Annotated in this window: 11 protein-coding genes and 1 pseudogene; 4 read left to right on the plus strand and 8 right to left on the minus strand. The window is 75.3% G+C overall.

Going from position 1 to position 14926, the window contains the following annotated elements:
* Nucleotides 1-597, plus strand: a 597-nt coding sequence (locus tag EAD96_RS29695; protein ID WP_121686560.1) for a maleylpyruvate isomerase N-terminal domain-containing protein, incomplete at its 5' end; no start/stop codon positions are given.
* Between the two features lie 7 nt (nucleotides 598-604).
* On the opposite strand, the gene EAD96_RS29700 is transcribed toward EAD96_RS29695, so the two are convergent.
* Nucleotides 605-1444: a DUF1028 domain-containing protein gene (locus EAD96_RS29700; protein WP_121686561.1), complete on the minus strand. Its 840-nt coding sequence runs from the start codon at nucleotides 1442-1444 to the stop codon at nucleotides 605-607.
* A gap of 46 nt (nucleotides 1445-1490) precedes the next feature.
* Nucleotides 1491-2702, minus strand: coding sequence for a low temperature requirement protein A (locus EAD96_RS29705; RefSeq protein ID WP_120569061.1), 1212 nt, complete (start codon nucleotides 2700-2702; stop codon nucleotides 1491-1493).
* A 144-nt stretch (nucleotides 2703-2846) separates the two neighbouring features.
* Here EAD96_RS29705 and EAD96_RS29710 point away from each other — a divergent pair, with 144 nt between their 5' ends.
* Together EAD96_RS29710 and EAD96_RS29715 are read left to right on the plus strand one after the other, a co-directional pair.
* Complete coding sequence (locus tag EAD96_RS29710; RefSeq protein WP_121686562.1) at nucleotides 2847-3821, plus strand: LLM class F420-dependent oxidoreductase; 975 nt, start codon at nucleotides 2847-2849, stop codon at nucleotides 3819-3821.
* Between the two features lies 1 nt (nucleotide 3822).
* A complete protein-coding gene (locus tag EAD96_RS29715; protein ID WP_121686563.1) occupies nucleotides 3823-4629 on the plus strand; it encodes an SDR family oxidoreductase in 807 nt (268 codons plus the stop codon).
* Nucleotides 4630-4644: 15 nt separating this feature from the next.
* On the opposite strand, the gene EAD96_RS29720 is transcribed toward EAD96_RS29715, so the two are convergent.
* The 6 genes from EAD96_RS29720 to EAD96_RS29745 form a co-directional block, all read right to left on the minus strand.
* Nucleotides 4645-5919 carry an MFS transporter gene (locus EAD96_RS29720; protein WP_121686564.1) on the minus strand — a complete coding sequence of 425 codons (1275 nt, stop codon included), beginning with the start codon at nucleotides 5917-5919 and terminating at the stop codon, nucleotides 4645-4647.
* 84 nt (nucleotides 5920-6003) lie between these two features.
* Complete coding sequence (locus EAD96_RS29725) at nucleotides 6004-8253, minus strand: transglutaminase domain-containing protein (RefSeq protein WP_233586228.1); 2250 nt, start codon at nucleotides 8251-8253, stop codon at nucleotides 6004-6006.
* Between the two features lie 35 nt (nucleotides 8254-8288).
* Nucleotides 8289-9443, minus strand: a complete 1155-nt coding sequence (locus EAD96_RS29730) for a DUF58 domain-containing protein (protein WP_121686565.1) — start codon at nucleotides 9441-9443, stop codon at nucleotides 8289-8291.
* A gap of 2 nt (nucleotides 9444-9445) precedes the next feature.
* Nucleotides 9446-10441, minus strand: a complete 996-nt coding sequence (locus EAD96_RS29735) for a MoxR family ATPase (protein ID WP_013287288.1) — start codon at nucleotides 10439-10441, stop codon at nucleotides 9446-9448.
* Between the two features lie 21 nt (nucleotides 10442-10462).
* The gene (locus tag EAD96_RS29740; RefSeq protein ID WP_199733339.1) at nucleotides 10463-13030 is read right to left on the minus strand and encodes a fibronectin type III domain-containing protein; all 2568 of its coding nucleotides are present in this window, start codon (nucleotides 13028-13030) and stop codon (nucleotides 10463-10465) included.
* 197 nt (nucleotides 13031-13227) lie between these two features.
* On the minus strand, nucleotides 13228-14034 hold the full coding sequence (locus EAD96_RS29745) for a fibronectin type III domain-containing protein (RefSeq protein WP_233586229.1): 807 nt from the start codon (nucleotides 14032-14034) through the stop codon (nucleotides 13228-13230).
* A 424-nt stretch (nucleotides 14035-14458) separates the two neighbouring features.
* Here EAD96_RS29745 and EAD96_RS31755 point away from each other — a divergent pair.
* Nucleotides 14459-14926, plus strand: a pseudogene (locus tag EAD96_RS31755) (hypothetical protein); the annotation flags it as partial.

Here is a 14926-nt window from a genome sequence, read left to right on the forward strand (position 1 = left end):
GCGCTGGACCGGCCCACCCCGTGCCCGCCCTGGCAGGTACGCGACCTGATCGCGCACGTGAGCACCGGAGCCGGGCGCCTGGCCCTGATGCTCGCCGAACCCGCGCCGCCCCGGGCCGAGGTCGACGCCGCCGCCTACTTCGGCGCGGCCAAGTTCAGCCCGCCGGTCGACCGGGACCGCGTCGACTCGGCACGCCGGGCTGCCCGGGAGCACCCGGGCGCGGCCGAGGTGGCGGGGGAGTTCGGCCGGGCCTGGCGCGCCACCGACGAGGCGGTCGCCGCCGCGCCGCCCGGCCGGGTGGTGCGCACCCGGCACGGTGACGCGATGGCGCTGCCGGAGTTCCTGCGTACCCGCGTGGTGGAGGTCGCGGTGCACGGCCTGGACCTGGCCGACGCGCTGGACCGGCCGCCGTGGCTGACCCCGCCCGCGGCGGCCGTGGTGGTCGGCGTGCTCACCGGCGGCGCGCCGGTGCCGCCGGGCCTGCGCTGGGACGCGCTCACCGTGCTGCGCAAGGCCACCGGGCGGCTGCCGCTGACCGGCGACGAGCAGGCCGAGCTGGCCCGTGCCGGCATCGGCCGGCTCGCGTTCGGCGGCTGATCTCCGCTCAGCGCCCGGCACACCGCCGCAGGTGCTCCAGCACGATCGGGTCGATCCGGCCGGGCACGAAGCGTTCCTCCAGGTTCTCCAGGCCGGTCCAGGCCGCCAGCGCGTCGTCCAGGCCGGCCGGGCCGACCGGGTGACCGGTGGCGGCGAGCAGTTCCGCCACCTCGGCCGCGAGCGGACCGGTGAGATCCCGCAGCGTGGCCGGGTCGGGGCGGCCGAACAGCATGTGGTGGATGCCGAGCAGGCGGCGCAGCTCGGCGACCGGGTCGTCGTGGTCGTCCACGCGCAGGTCCACCAGTTCGTCGCCGGTGCCGGCGTAGCCGCCGTGGCGCTGCACCACGAGTATCGCGGCGCTCTGCCTGCCGCGCCGGTCACCGCCGGCCGCGTCACCGGCGGTGAGCGCCGCCAGCATGCGCTGCGGGAACGGCAGGTCGTCGCGGGCCAGCCAGGCGTCGCGCAGCGCGTCGATCACCTGCGGGCCGGTCAGGATGTTGCCCTGCGCGGCCCAGCCGTCGCCGGCCTGCCCGCCCGCCCAGGGGTGGCAGCGCGGTCCGGTCCAGGTGGCCCCGTCGCCGGTCGCCCCCACCACGGCGAGCTGCCGGTCGTCGCGGCCGGGGTCGGCGGCGACCAGCCCGGCCACCGCGTCGGTGGCGCTGACGCCGGTACGCAGCAGCGCTAGCGCCTGCGCCCGGTAGGCGAGGTTGGCGTGCGCCTGGGTGGCGACCGCGCCCACCAGTGCCTCGGCGGCCGGCACGAGCGCCCCGGCGGCGAGGAAGCGGCTGGCCACCGCCACGCCGTACAGGTGCCCGTCGGCGGAGCGGGCGACGAGCGAGAAGGTCACGCGCGGATCGTAGCCCGGTAGCGGTGTGCCGCACCGGCGTCGCCGCTCAGAACGGCGTCGCCGCCTCCTCCGGCGGGCGGCCCCAGGCGCGGCGCGCGTCGGCCACCGCCACCGCCGTGAGGACCAGCGCGGCGAGGATCGCCGCGACGAGCGGCGCGAGGCGCACCAGCAGCGGTGCGGGCAGCAGCAGCGCGGCGATCCCCACCAGCCGGGACGGGGAGACGCGGCCGAACACCTCGTACTCGAAGCGGGCCCGGCCGGCCAGGAACACGGCCGGCCCGCCGAGGATCATGGCCAGCCAGGGCAGTTCGTTGTGCCCGGCCGGGTGCTCGATGACCAGCTCGTAGCCGATCGCGGTGGCGACCACCCCGATCACCATGACCAGGTGGGTGTCGGCGGCGGACCGGCCGACGGTGGCCGGATGGGCGGCCCGGGTCACCGCCTCGCCCAGGATCTGCCCGGCCCGCTGCACGTAGATCCGCCACAGCAGCACCGAGGTCGCCAGCGCGACGGCGAACGCGGCGACCATGCCCGGGCTGGTGGGGGAGCGGGTGAAGGCCAGGCCGGCGAGCAGGATCGTCTCACCGAGCGCGACCAGGAAGATCTGCTGGTAGCGCTCGGCCAGGTGCTCGCCGTGGATGTCCCACCGGGAGACGGTCGAGCGGCCCAGACCGGGCATCGGCCAGCCGAACCGGGCGGCGAGGTACTCCAGCAGCAGTGCCGTGGTCCAGAGCACCACCCGGGCGCTGCCCGGCAGCAGCGCGCCGGCCAGCCAGAGCACACCCGTGGCGCAGAACGTGATCAGCATGCGCAGCTTGAGCCGGCGGTACTGCTGCCTGTGCAGCACCAGCACGAGGATCGCCGGCCGGCTCACCTGGGCCACCACGTACGCGGCGGCGAACATCAGGCCGCTGTGGCTGAACGCGCGCGGGATCGCCACCCCCATCACCATCGCCGAGATCAACGCGGTGATCACGATGACCTGCAACCACAGGTGGTGCGGGTCGTAGCGGCTGGTGGTCCACGCCGTGCCCTGCCAGACGGCCCAGAGCGCGAGCAGCAACAGCAGTGTCTTGCCGCCGCCGGTCACCGCCGTCCAGCCGGTCTGCCCGCCCTCCAGCACCAGGTCCTCGAAGGCGCGCGCCGAGATCCGGGTCAGCGCGAACACGTACACGAGGTCGAAGAAGAGTTCCAGGAACGTGGCCCGGTCGGGTCCGCCGCCGGAGCTGCGCAGCGCGGCCGGCTCGGCGGTCCTCACCGCCGGGCCCCGTCCCCGGTCCGACTCATGCGGCAGTCGTAACACTCTTTCCCGGCAACTCGGAGCGGATCACCCATATCTGCCTGGATCTTGCTCCGGGCGCTGCCGGACGGGCACCATCGACGGGTGACGAACCGATGGGGAATGACCGTGCCGTTGGGCGGAATTCCGCTCGCCGACCACGCCGCTGTCTACGCGGCCCTGGACGACGCCGGGTTCACCGACGTCTGGTCGTCGGAGGTGGCCGGCGCCGACGCGTTCACCCCGCTGGCCCTGGCCGCCGCGTGGTCGCCACGGCTGCGCCTCGGCACCGCGATCACGCCGGTGTTCACCAGAGGGCCCGGACTGCTCGCGATGAGCGCCGCCGCGCTGGCCGAGGCCGCGCCGGGCCGCTTCGCGCTCGGCGTCGGCTCCTCCTCGCCGGTACTGGTACGCGACTGGAACGCGATCGCGTTCGACGAGCCGTTCAAGCGCACCCGGGACGTGCTGCGGTTCCTGCGGGCCGCGTTGCGCGGCGAGACCGTCGACGGGGCGTTCGACACGTTCGCCGTCCGGCGGTTCACGCTGGAGCGCCCGCCCAGCGTGCCGCCGCCGGTCGTGCTGGCCGCGCTGCGCCCCGGCATGCTGCGCCTGGCCGCAGCCGAGGCCGACGGGGTGATCCTCAACTGGCTGGCCGCCGACGACGTGCCGACCGCGCTCGCCGAGGTGGGGGAGCGCCGGCCCGGCTTCGACGTCGCCGCCCGCATCTTCGTCTGCCCCACCGAGGACGCCGGCTACGCCCGCGCACTGGGCCGCCGCATGATCACCGGCTACCTGACCGTGCCCGCGTACGCCGCCTTCCACAGGTGGCTGGGCCGCGAGGACTCGCTCGGCCCGATGTGGGAGGCCTGGGCCGCCGGGGACCGGCGGGGCGCCTCCGCCGCCGTACCGGACGAGGTGGTCGACGCGCTGGTGCTGCACGGCTCGCCCGAGCAGTGCGTGGCATCCGTCCGCCGGTACGCCGACAACGGCGTCGACGTGCCGGTCATCGCGGTGCTGCCCACGCCGGAGATCACCGAGGGCGGCGCGGCGGCCTGGATGGACCTGCTGCCCCGGCTCGGCCCCGGAAAGGTGGCCTGAGATGAACCTGACCGACCGGGTGGTGGTGGTCACCGGCGGGGCCGGTGGGATCGGCGCGGCGCTGGGCCGCCGGTTCGCCGCCGAGGGCGCCGCCGCGATCGTCCTGGCCGACCTGGCCGCCGACGCGGCCCGCGCGGCGGCCGAAGCGATCGGCCCGGTCGCGAGCGGCGTCGGGCTGGACGTCACCGACGAGGCGGCGGTGCACGCGCTCGTCGAGGAGACCGAGCGCCGTCACGGCTGGATCGACCTGTTCTGCGCCAACGCCGGCGTGGCCACCGGCGGTGGCATCGACGCGCCCGACGCCGACTGGGACCGGGCCTGGAAGGTGAACGTGCTCGGGCACCTGCACAGCGCCCGCGCTGTGCTGCCCGGGATGCTCGGCCGGGGCCAGGGACACCTGCTGCTCACCTGCTCGGCGGCCGGACTGCTGACCGCCGTCGGCGACGCCCCGTACACCGCCACCAAGCACGCCGCCGTGGGTCTCGCCGAGTGGCTGGCGATCACCTACCGGGACGCCGGCATCCGGGTCAGCGCGCTGTGCCCGCAGGGCGTGGACACCCCGATGCTCGCCGACGGCCTCGCCGAGGGGCACCTGGGCGCCCGGGTGATCGCCGCGTCCGGGACGATCCTCACCCCGGACCAGGTCGCCGACGCGGTCGTCGCCGGGCTGGCCGAGGAGCGGTTCCTGATCCTGCCGCACCCCGAGGTCGCCGACTACGCCCGCCGTCGCGCCGAGGACCCGGACGGCTGGCAGGCCGGGCTGCGCAAGCTCGTCCGGAAGCTGCGGGCGAACTCCCCTCAGTCGTGACGGATCGACGGCGATTCAGCCGTCGCCACCGGTTCCGGCTGTCGCCGGCGGAGTTGCCGTCGCCACCGGCTCCGCCGCCGGCGGTCCGGACCGGGTGGGTAGCAGGAGGGCGGCGACTGCTGCGCCCGCCGCCAGTACGCCGATCACGAGCCAGACCGTGGTGATGAGGGGCAACTGCTGCCCGGCGATGCTGCCCGCCGAGGCACCCACGACGGTCGCGGCCATCTCGGCGGCGGAGAAGGCGGATCCGACCCGGCCGAGCTGGCGGTCCGGGGTGTGGCGCTGGACCTGAACCTGGACCAGCATCAGCAACGCGCCACCGGGCAGGCCGGCCAGGGCGATGAAGACCAGCGCGGCGGCGAAGTCTTGGATGAGGAAGAGCCCCGCGAAGCAGAGGGTGATCGCCGCCAGGCAGCCGGTGAACGACAGCCGGAGGAGACCGCTTCGGGACAGCACGTTGCCGACGTACGCGCTGGCCAGGAAGCCGCCGCCCAGCGCGGCCATGAGCACGCCGACATCGCCGGCGTCGCCGCCGAGGACGCTGATGACGTACGGCACGAGAAGCACGTTCAGAGCGGCGTTCGCCATCAGGAAGATGCTGGAGACGCCGAGCGTCGTGCGGAGGACGGGATGCCCGAAGAGAAAGGCAAGACCCTCCCGGATCTGCCCCCGGAAAGCGGCCAGCCAGGACGACGTGCCCGGCCGGTGTCCGTCGTCGGCCACCCGCAGCCGGCCCATTCCGAAGATCAGTACGGCCGAGACCAGGTACGTCGCGGAGTCGATCAGCACCAGAGCGTCGAAACCCACCAGGGCGTAGAGCGCGCCGCCCAGGGGCGCGCCGGCGAGGCGGACGATGCCGCTCGCCACCGTGTTCCACGAGTTCGCCGCCTCCAGGTCACCGCCCCGGCCGACGATGGCGGGCACCACCGCCCGGGCCGCGGGCTGGAAGACGTGCCCGATCGCGCTCTCGAAGAACATCACCGTGTAGAGCAGCCACAGCATGCCCGGATCGTCGACCACGACCAGCGCGAGCACGACGGCCATGCGCAGCAGGTCCGCGCCGACCATCACCGCGCGCCGGTCCCACTGGTCGGCGAGCACCCCGGCCAGGGGCGCGAAGACGATCGCGGGCAGGGTCTGCGCGACGAAGGCGAAACCGCTGCTGAGCGTCGACCCGGTCATCGTATAGACGTGAACCGGTACCGCGACGATCATCAGCCAATTGCCCAGGTTGGACAAGAGCGTACTGGTCCAGAGCAGACGAAAACGCCGGTTCCTGATCCAGATCACCGCTCACCCTACTTCGGTAAGCCGGCCGCCGGCTCAGGACGGCTCGTAGAGGTACCGGCCCGGCGATCCGGCTACGGCTGTTGATCAGCGTCGCCACCGGAGCGGCCCCGGATGGACCGTCCACAGCACCTGTCGCCACCGTGACCGGGCCGCGCGCAGCGCGTCGGCGAAGCCGGCGCTCAGCCGTGCGGCCCGCTCCGCCTGTTCCGGCGTGACGCTGCCCGGCGCGAAGCCCGCCTGGTTGAGCAGACCGGCCAGCTCGTCCACCGCCGCGCCATCCGGGTCGCCGCTCGCCGCGCCCTCTCCGGGCCGCGCCGCACGGGCGTCGGCGAGCGTCCGGCGGGCCCGCTCGGCGACCTCGGCCGCCGCCAGGTCCGGCCCGACCGGGTGCCCGGCCAGCCGCAGCGCGTCGGTCAGCTCCCGCCACGCACCGGCGACCCGTTCCCCCGGGTCACCGGCGTCCAACCGGGAGCGGGTCAGCCGGCGGCGCATCGCCACGAGTACCGCCAGCACCGCCCCGACCACCAGCAGCAGGCCACCGGCACCGCCGCCGACCAGCACCGGCGTGCCGAGCCCACCCTCGCTCCGGCCGGGCGCGGGCGCGGCGGCCGGGGGAGTGGCGCTCGGCTCCTCGGTGGGCGCCGGCACCTCCGACGGCGGCGGATCCTCCGGCTGCGGCCGGAAGTCCTCCTCCACCGGGCGGGGCTCGGAGTCCGGACGCGGCATCGGGTCGAACGGCACCCAGCCGACGCCGTCGAACAGCACCTCCGGCCAGGCGTACGCGTCGGCGGCCCGCACCGGACCGTCGCCCTTGGGCTCGAACCCGACCACCACCCGGGTCGGCAGGCCGGCGAGGCGGCCGAGCACCGCGAACGCGGCGGCGAACTGCTCCGACGTGCCCCGCTGCCCGCCGCCGTTACGCGGTCCGAACAGGAAGAACGCCAGGTTCGGGTACGCGTGCCCGCTGGGCGCGTCGGCTGTCACCCGGTAGTGCTCGGCCAGGAACGCGGCGATCGCGTCGGCGCGCGCGTACGGGGCGCCGTTCGACTCGGCGAGCTGGGTGGCGAGCCGTCGCACCGGCTCCGGCGCGCCGTCGGCCACCCGCAACACCCGGGCCACCTCGTCACCGGCGGGCACGTTCGCCGTGGGCAGCAGGTTCGCGTCCGGGCGCTCCCGCACCGACGACACCTCGTACCGCAGGCCCGGCGCGAGCCCTTCCGGCCGGATCAGCGTCCCGGTCGCCGGGTCGTACGCCACCCGCGCGCCGGTCACCTCGCGCGGCGTGGGCACCGCCGGCAGCAGCCGCCCGCTCAGGTCGCCGACCGTGATCTCCTGGCGCACCTCGTCGGTGGCCGCGTTCGGGGCCGGCTCGGCGGCGGGCAGGATCCGCCCCGCGTTGCGGTACGTGGCGCCGACCCGCCAGGTCACCCCGTCGTAGTCGCTGAGCACCGCCAGCCGGATCCGCGGCGACCCGTCCCCGGCCGCGCCCCCGCTCGTACGCACGTCGAGCAGCCGCTGGTCCGGGTTGAGCGCCCACCCGGAGATCCGGATCAGCGGATTCTCGTCCAGCGACTCCACCCGGGGCGGCTCCACGTAGCGGCGCGGGTCGACCGGCCGCTCGTCGACCCGGGCGGCCACCACCGGGGCGAGCAGCGCCGCCAGCGCCACCACCACTGCGAGCCCGGCCGCGCTCGCCGCCACCAGACGCAGCCGTACCGCCGCGCGTACCGCAGGACTGAGGCCGGCGACCGGATCGGGCGCCGGGCCGTCGCGGCGCCCGGGCGTCGCCAGGCCGGCCGCCGCGACGGCCGCGAACAGCACCGTCGGGCCGATCGCCGGATCCGCGTTCGGCCCGACCACGTAGAGCGCGCCCGCGTAGAGCAGCGCCGGCGGCAGGTAGCCCAGCAGCACCCGCCCGGCCCGCAGCGCCACCTCGGCGGCGGTCAGCCCGGCCAGCCACGCCGCGACCACCGGGACCAGCACCGTGTCCGGGGCCGGTTCGACCGGGATCATCGCGGTGAGCAGCCGGGGGATCGCGTTGCGGGCCGCGTCGGCGGTCACCTCGCCGAGCCCGCCGGGCAGCGCCGCGTGCGCGGCGGCCAGCCGCAGCGACAGCAGTGTCCACCCGGCCAGCGCGGCCACCGACAGCGGCGCGACCAGCCAGGACGGCAGCCGCCGGGCGGCCACGCTGACCAGCACCGAGCCGACCGCCGCGCCGGCCATGAGCCGGGTCAGCAGCGGGTCCGCGTACACCCGGCCCAGCACCACGCCGGAGAGCGCAACCAGCACGATCAGCGCGGCCGGGACCGGCACGGCCCGCAGCGCCCGGGTCACGCGCCCGTCCGCCGACGGTTCGACCCGCGGCGGCGTCACCACCGGCGGACCCCGTCCCACTCGGCGGCGAACGCCGCGCCGTCGGCCGCGTCCAGCACCGTGAGGCCCGCCGCGCCCGCCGGTGTCGGCCCGTCCGCGCCGAACATCCCGACCACCACCGACGGGTACGCGCCACGCAGCGCGCCCACGTGCCCCAGGTCGTCGCGGCCACCCGGCCCGGTCAGGAAGACGAGCGTGTCGCCGAGCCGGTCCCGCCGCAGCCTGCCCGTCGCGGCGGGCAGCACGTCCGGCCCGGCGTCCGCCAGCTCCACCGCTGCGAGCCGGTCCAGCGGTCCGGCCGCACCCGCGGGCTCCACCTCGGCCGGTACGACGAGCAGCAGGTGCACCGGCAGGTCCTCGCGCACGGCGGCGGCCACCACCGACGCCGCCGCCTCGCACGCCGACTCGAACGACTCCGCGACGCCACCGACCCGGTCCGGGTGCGCGGACGCGCGGTTGTCCAGCACCACAACCAGTCGCGGCAGGCTGGTGTCCACGTTCTCCCGCACCATCAGCTCACCCACCCGGGCGCTGGTGCGCCAGTGCACGCGGCGCAGCTCGTCGCCCACCACGTACTCCCGCAGCGAGTCGAACGTGATCGACCCGTGCGGCACGCTGTCGGTACGCCCGTCCAGGCTGCGCCCGGCGCCGGTGGGCACCGCGGAGAGCGGGTGGATGCGCGGGTGCACCCACACCGGCACCGTGCCGCCGTAGCCGCGCGCCAGCGCCACCAGCCCCAGCGGATCCCGGCGCACCACCCGCAGCGGCCCCACCGGCACCACCCCACGCCGATGTGTCGGCACCTCGTACCGCGCCACCGTGTCCCGGCCCGGGCGCAACCGCAGCAGCGGCACCGGCACGAGCGCGCCGGCGCAGCGGTCCTCGGCCACCAGGTTCGCAGCCCGCAACCGGCCGGTGTTGCGCACCGTCAGCTCCATCGCCGCCGGCTCACCCCGGGCCACCCGGTCCGGGTCGGCCCGCCGCTCGACGCTCAGCCGGGGCCGCCAGGCCGCGTTCACCACGGCGTAGCCGACCGCCACGCCGGCCGCCGCGCCGAGCACCGTCAGTTCCGGGTACGCGTACCGGAACCCCACGCCGAGCAGCACCAGGGCGGCGACGAGCAGCCCGATGCCACGGGCGGTGATCCCCACGCTCAGCCGTGCACCGCTGTGGCCTGGCCCGACGGCAGCGGCACCGGCACCGACGCGACCGCCTGGCGCAGCACCTCGGCGGGCGTCACACCACGCACCTGCGCGTCGGGGGTGAGCAGCAGCCGGTGCGCGAACACCGGCTCGACGAGCGCCTTCAGGTCCTCCGGCATGATCCAGCCGCGGCCGTCGATCAGCGCGTACGCGCACGCCGCCCGGGTCAGCGCGATCACCCCGCGCGGGCTCACCCCGACCCGCACCTGCGGATGGGTACGCGTCGCCGCGGCCAGCCGCACCGCGTACGCGTAGAGCGGCTCGGCGATGTGCACCCGCCGGGCCATCTTCACCATCTCGCCCACCGTCGCGGTGTCGGTGACGGCGGTCAGCGAGTCGGGGGAGCGGACCGTGGCGCCGCGCAGCACCTCCACCTCGACCGCCTCGTCCGGATAGCCGACCGACAGCTTCACCAGGAACCGGTCGAGCTGGGCCTCGGGCAGCCGGTAGGTGCCGTCCATCTCCACCGGGTTCTGCGTGGCCACCACCAGGAACGGCTGCGGCACCGGGTGCCGTACGCCGTCCACGGTGACGGTCCGCTCCTCCATCACCTCCAGCAGCGCCGACTGCGTCTTCGGGGACGCCCGGTTGATCTCGTCGGCGATGACGATGTTGGCGAACACCGGCCCCGGGTGGAACTCGAAGCCCCGGCTGGCCTGGTTGAAGATGGTCACCCCCGACACGTCGGAGGGGAGCAGGTCCGGCGTGAACTGGATCCGCCGCCACTGCCCCTTCACCGTCGCCGCGACGGCCCGCGCCAACGTGGTCTTGCCGACGCCCGGTACGTCCTCCAGCAGCACGTGCCCCTGCGCGAACAGCGCGGTCAGCGCGAGCCGCACCACCTGCGGCTTACCGAGCACGACCGCGTTGACGTTGTCGGCCAGCCGGGCGGCCAGGGCGGCGAAGCCCTGCACCTCCGGCTGGCTCAGCGGCTCGTGCGTGTTCACGGATGCGCCTCTCGGGTGCGGTCAGCAGGTGGGCAGGACGCCGAGGTCGTCGCCGCCCTCCAGGTTGAGCCAGGCCCACGGGATGTACGTCTTGCCCTTGTACTCCACCTGGACCCACCAGGTGCTCTGCTTGTTGTTGTTGTAGATCCAGGCGTCCACGTCCTCGCCCTTCACCTTGCAGTACGTGCGCAGCCGCGTACCGTCACGCACCCAGCCCGCCTGACGGTCGTTGTCCTGCCGCGGCACCTCGAAGATCTCGTTGCCGTTGCGCTCGCCGGGGATCTCCCGGTCGCAGTACGTCCGCTGGTCGCCGTCCGGACCGTTCTTGCACGTGGCGATGCCGTACACCGGGTCGGTGGTCTGCGCGCGGGAGGCGGTGCCCTTACCGGCGGCGTTGCTCGCGGTCAGCGTCACCGTGTACGCCGTACCCGGCGTCAGGCCGGTCACCCGCAGGCTGGAACAACTGCCGCTCGCCGTCTTCCCGCCCGTTGCCGCCGTGCAGGTGGCGCGCCCGCCGCCCGCGTCCACAGTGAACGTCACGGTCACCGACGTGGCGTCCGCCGACGAGCCGGTCACCGTGATCCGGGGCTCGGCCACCGTCCGCGCGGTGGTGCTCGCCTCCGGCCCCGGCCCGGCCTCGTTCACCGCCTTGACCTTCACCGTCACGTTCTGGCCGTTGCCCAGCCCGCCGACAGTGGCCCGCACGTCGGTCACCTCGACCGATTTCCCGGCGGCCTCCACGACGTACTTCGTCACCGGGCGGCCGTTGTCCACCGCCGGTGACCACTGCACCGCGATCGTGCCCGGCTGGTCGGCGACAGTGGACGCCCGCAGCTCCGTCGGCGCCTTCGGCGTGGTGAACGGCACCACCGTGTTGCTCACCGGCGACGCCTTCGACCCCGCGCCCTTCTCGCTCACCGCGGTCACGGTGAACGCGTACTGGGTGCCGTACTCCAGTTGCCCGGCCGGCACCACCAGCTCCGTCTTCGCCGACTCGCCGGCCGGGGCGCTCGCGCCGGCCGAGGTCGCCGTCACCGCGTACTTCGCGATCTTGTTGCCCTGGCCGTCGGCCTCGGGCCAGCTCACCCGCACCGTGCCGTCCGGCCGTGCCTCGGCGGTCACCGACGCCGGCGGGTCCGGCACCTCGGCGGTCGGCACCACCGGGTTGCTGCGCCGCGCCGGACCCTCACCCTTGGCGTTCACCGCGTGCACCGAGAACGTGTACGTCTCACCGTTGGTCAGACCCGTGATCTCCAGCGCACGCTGGTTCGCGCCGACCTGGTGGGTCTGACCGGCGCCCTCCACCACGTACCGGGTGATCTCGGCGCCGTTGGACGCGGCGGCCTGCCAGCTCACCCGCGCCGACGCGTCACCAGCGGCGGCCGTCACCGACTTCGGCGCACCCGGCTTGGACACCTTGGGCTTCTTCGGCGGGGGCGGCGGCGGAGCGACCGGCGGCGGGTCGCCGCCGAGCACGTCGTTGGCGTACTTGTCGACCTCACGGACCTGGTTGCGGTCGTCGACCACCTGCGCGGTGGAGGAGTCCGGCGGGTTGATGAACAGGTGGTTCTCGCGCACCTCCAGCTCGACCGGGCCGGGGCGGCCGGAGCCCTTCACGGTCTGCACGAGCTGACCCTCGGTGTCGAAGGCGTACACCGTGCCGGTGTTCTCGTCGGCGCAGTAGAACCGGCCCGCCCACGACACCGCCGGGCTCAGCCGGGCGCCGGTGCCGGGCACCGTGAACCGCTTCACCTCGCGGCTGTCCCGCACCACGTGCACCGACCGGTCACCGGAGACCGTGACCGGCACCTGCGGCCCGCTGGTACGCGTCGGCAGGTTCCCCGGCGCGGTCATGCTCAACTCCGCCCGCTGCGTCTGCCCGCCGACCACGGTCACCAGCGACGCCGAGGTGCGGTCCAGCACCGCGACACCCTCGTCCAGGGTGGACACCACCAGCTCGTGCGCCGGCTCGGCCACGTCGTACGTCTCGACCCGCTTCGGGCTGAGCCCGGCGGGCGGCGCGTCACCGGGCGTCTCCGGCAGCTCGGCGGCGGTCACAGCCGAGACGGTGCCCTCGCTGGGCACCGCGATCCACAGCTTGCCCGCGCCGTCGAACGTGCCACCGGTGATGCCCGGCGGGTAGCGGACCGGCTCGCCCACCGGCGTCAGCGCCCGCGGGTCGAGCTGCCGGACGATGCCCTGCACCGCGTCCACCACGAACGCCGCGTCCTCGTGCAGCGCCACACTCACCCCGAGCCCCGGCGCGGTCGGCGTGGTGGCCGTGATCTGCAACGTCGCCAGGTCCAGCGAGCTGACCCGGCCGGTGTTGAGGTCGCGCAGGATCAGCAGCCGGTCGGTCTGGGCCACCTGCATCTGGTGCCGGCGCCCGCCCGGCACCTCCATCCGGGTGTCGACCCGCGCGGTGACGCCGTTGACCCGGGCCAGCTCGCTGCGGGTGGTGCTCCACAACCAGGAGGACGCGTCGAAGCTCGCCACCGCGTTGTCGGCCGCACCCAGCCCGAGCACCGTCAGGCCCATCGCGGCCAGCAGCGCGGCCACCGTGCCGATGGTCACCAGCCCGCCGCGCATCCGCGACCGTGGGCGGGCCGGCTCCGGCCCGGTGCCCGTGACGTCCTCGATGGTGGTCACTGCCGGCTGCCTCCCCGTGTCGGTGCGGGAGAACCGCCGAGCACGGCGGACCCTCCCCAGAGCCGGGAGCCATCATAGGTGCCGTGCGGAGCCGGTGAAACCCGCACCGTCCTCCTGTGGACACCGAGCGTGTCGTCTCAGTTCGGCGTGCCGCCGCCCTCCCGGTCCGTGCAGACCTGGCCCGAGGTGGCGTACGAGTCGGTCGAATAGACAGCCAGCACCGTGAAGCAGTAGTCCAGCTTCGCGCTCAGTCCGTTCACCGTGTACCGGGTCTGCCCGGCGTCCACAGTGGCCATCACCCCGAGCTTCTGCCCGGCCCGGCCACCCGCCACCACGAACGGCACCCCGCCGTTCGTCGGATCGGTCCAGGTCACCGTCACGGTCGTGGTGTCGTCGCGCAGCTTCAGGTCACCCGGCGGCGGCCCGGCCACCTTCGGCGACGCGGAGCCGGACGCGGGCGCGGGAGCCGGAGGCGGCGCCGCCTCCCGGTTCAGCAACACCGCGCCGACACCGACCACCGCCACCACCGCGAGCACCGCACCGCCGACCACCAGGGCCAGCACCGTCCGATTGCGGCCCGACCGCTCCGGCTCCATCGGGTACGCGCCCTGCTGCTCGACCGGCTGCTGGTGGAACATCGGCGGGGTCGCCGGCCACGCGCTCTGCTCCGGTTGGGCCGGCGGCTCCGGTCGCGTGGACTCGGGGAAGTCCAGCAGATCCTCGTAGATCGTCATCGGCCGGTTCGGCTCCGGTGCGTCCCGCTCCGGTTCGCCGGCCGTGTCGGCGGGCGCCGGGTCGTCCTCCTCCGGCTCCGGGTCGGTGGGCCGGTCGACCGGCTGGGACGGGGCGACGCTGCTCCACGGCGGCGCGACCATGCCCCACGGCGGTACGGAGGAACCGCTCACCGGCGCGGCGCTGACCGGTGCCGCAGGTGGTCCGCTCACGGGCGGCGGATAGGTGCCGGGGGGAGCGCTTACCGGTGGGTGTCCGGCGGGCGGCGCGCTGACCGGTGGCGGGTAGCCGGGGCCGGGCGGCGCGCTGATCGGCGGTGGGTAGCCGGGGCCGGGTGGTCCGCTGATCGGCGGGCCCGGAGGCCCGCTCACGGGTGGCGCGGGTGGTGTGCCGGTCAGCGACGGGTAGCCGGGAGCGGGTGGCCCGCTGATCGGCGGCCCAGGAGGGCCGCTGACGGGTGGCACGGGGGGCCCACCGGTCGGCGTCGGGTGGCCGGGCGCGGGTGGTGCGCTGATCGGCGGCGGATAGGCGGGTGCGGGTCCGCCGGCCGGTGGCGGGTAGCCCACGGCCGGTGCGGCGCTGACCGGTGCGGCGGGCGGGCCGCTGACCGGTGGCGCGCTGACGGGCGCGGCGCTGGTGGGCGCGGCGCCGGCGGGCGGCGCGCTGATGTGGGGTGCGGTGGGCAGCGGTGCGCCGCCCGGCGGAGGCGCACCGGCGTCGGTGACCGGTGCACCATCCGAGCCGCCTTCACTCGCACCGGGCGGGCTCACCGGCGGTCCGCTGACCGGGGACGTGTTCACCGGCGGTGCGCTCGCTGCGGAAGCGATCATCCCGGACGAGCCGGCCGACGGCGTGTCAGCAGGGGATTTGCTGGCCGGTGGTGCGCTGACCGGGGGGTCGGCGGCGGAGGTGGTCGCTGCGGGCCTCGTCGAAGCGTCGCGGGCTGCCTTTGCGGCGTTGCGCTCCGCCTCCTCTTCCAGCAGCGGGCCGATCTGCTGCACCTGGATCGTCGGCTTGTCCCAGCCCGGTCCACCGGGGACGGGCGGCGTGGCACCGGCGCCGGGCCCGCCCGTTTCGGCGTCGGCTGCCCGGTTCGTATCGGGA

It is taken from the genome of Micromonospora sp. BL1, from assembly GCF_003667485.1.
GTDB lineage: Bacteria > Actinomycetota > Actinomycetes > Mycobacteriales > Micromonosporaceae > Micromonospora > Micromonospora tulbaghiae.